This window comes from Streptomyces sp. NPDC107654, from assembly GCF_055639035.1.
Genome location: NZ_JBVKBI010000064.1, coordinates 1 through 1379, shown reverse-complemented (window position 1 = coordinate 1379; position 1379 = coordinate 1). Strand labels below are relative to the sequence as shown.

Sequence of the window (1379 nt, the reverse complement as noted above, 5' to 3'; positions counted from 1 at the left end):
GGTGGCCTTCATGGTGTTCTGTTTCTTCTTGCCCGAGACGAACGCGCGGCGTCCGCCGCGGTTGGCCGGTGGCCGGCGGACCTGGATCTCGGTGGCGTCCAAACGCAGCTCAATGCCTTCGGCCTGGGCGTAGGCGAACACGTCCGTCAGTGTCCGAAGCCGCAGGCCAGGTCGGTCGGGAACCGCGCACCCCCGCTCGGCAAGGAGCATGCCTATCTCTGCGATGGCGCGGGTGATGGTCGAGCGGTCGACGCAAAACAACAGTCCCGGTACAGGTCGTGCCGCAGATGGATCAGCGTGGCCACCAGCCTGTCGACGAACACCAGCCGATGGCGGGCGCCGGCACCCGCCGCCCGCTTCCGGGCTCCTCCACGTGCGGCGTGGCGTCGGCCCTCAAGTCCGGCCTGCCACGGCTCGGCCAACTCCTCGACCAGGAGAGCAAGATGCTGTCGAGAGAGCCCCGTGAACAGCCGATGCGCCAGCACCGCCCGATTGACCATGATCGCCACAGCGGGATCATGCCATCCATCTGGCGTGAAATCTCACCCGCTATCACGCACCAACTCGTAAGAGGTGCACAGGTGGTCGCGCAGGTCGTTCGTCACGCGTTTGCCGCGGGCATTGAGGTACGGGTCGATGTCGATGCCGTAGGCGGGGGAGAGCCCGGAGAGGGCGTAGTCGAAGAACGCCCCGTAGGCGGAGCCGTCCATGCTGTCGGCCACCTTATTCATGTCCGCGGGCGGAGCGCCGACGACGGCACCCTTGATCTTCAGTTCGGGCGCATAGGTGGGGGCCAGCTCCGCGGCGGACGCCGTAGCGCCGCCGCCCTGGGAGTAGCCGTAGAGCGCGACCGGGCCGGCGTCCGCCAAATCCACGGCGTCCAGGCGCTCGGCCGCCCGGAGGGAGTCCACGACAGCGCGGCCCTGCGCCTCGCGGTCCATGTACGTGTGGGCTCCGGGTGTGCCGATGCCCTGATAGTCGGTCACCGCCACGGCGTAGCCCTGATCGAGGAGTTTCTTGACGGCAGTGCCTCGTACCCGAGCTGAGCACGTCACCGTTGTGGGCGGGCAGGCTCAGCCGTTGCTGCGCAGGTGGTCGGCGGCGGCCGCCTCGCCCGAGGGCACGCCGAAGGTGAGCATGGATGAAACCCGCGACGTCGCCGAGGAATGGCGGAGGCTTCCAACACACAGCTGCGTGAATTGGGCGCCGCACGGGACCGCAACGAAGCCTGACGCCGCGCAGGAGGCTTGCGGAATAGGCTTTAGCTACGAGCAGCAGACCAGTTACTGACGTTGTTGCCGTGATGTCGTCAATGTGAGTCCGGTTTCGGTGAGGCAGCCGTTGATGAGGTTGCTGCGGTACTGGATCTGGCGGAGGCC

At 67.2% G+C, this 1379-nt stretch carries 1 protein-coding gene and 1 pseudogene; both read right to left on the bottom strand.

Going from position 1 to position 1379, the window contains the following annotated elements; all coding sequences use genetic code 11:
- Nucleotides 1–500 (bottom strand): annotated as a pseudogene (locus tag ACZ7N4_RS39140) (helix-turn-helix domain-containing protein); the annotation flags it as partial.
- A 42-nt stretch (nt 501–542) separates the two neighbouring features.
- Complete coding sequence (locus ACZ7N4_RS39135) at nt 543–992, bottom strand: lipase family protein (protein ID WP_471368808.1); 450 nt, start codon at nt 990–992, stop codon at nt 543–545.
- Nucleotides 993–1379: the final 387 nt, after the last annotated feature.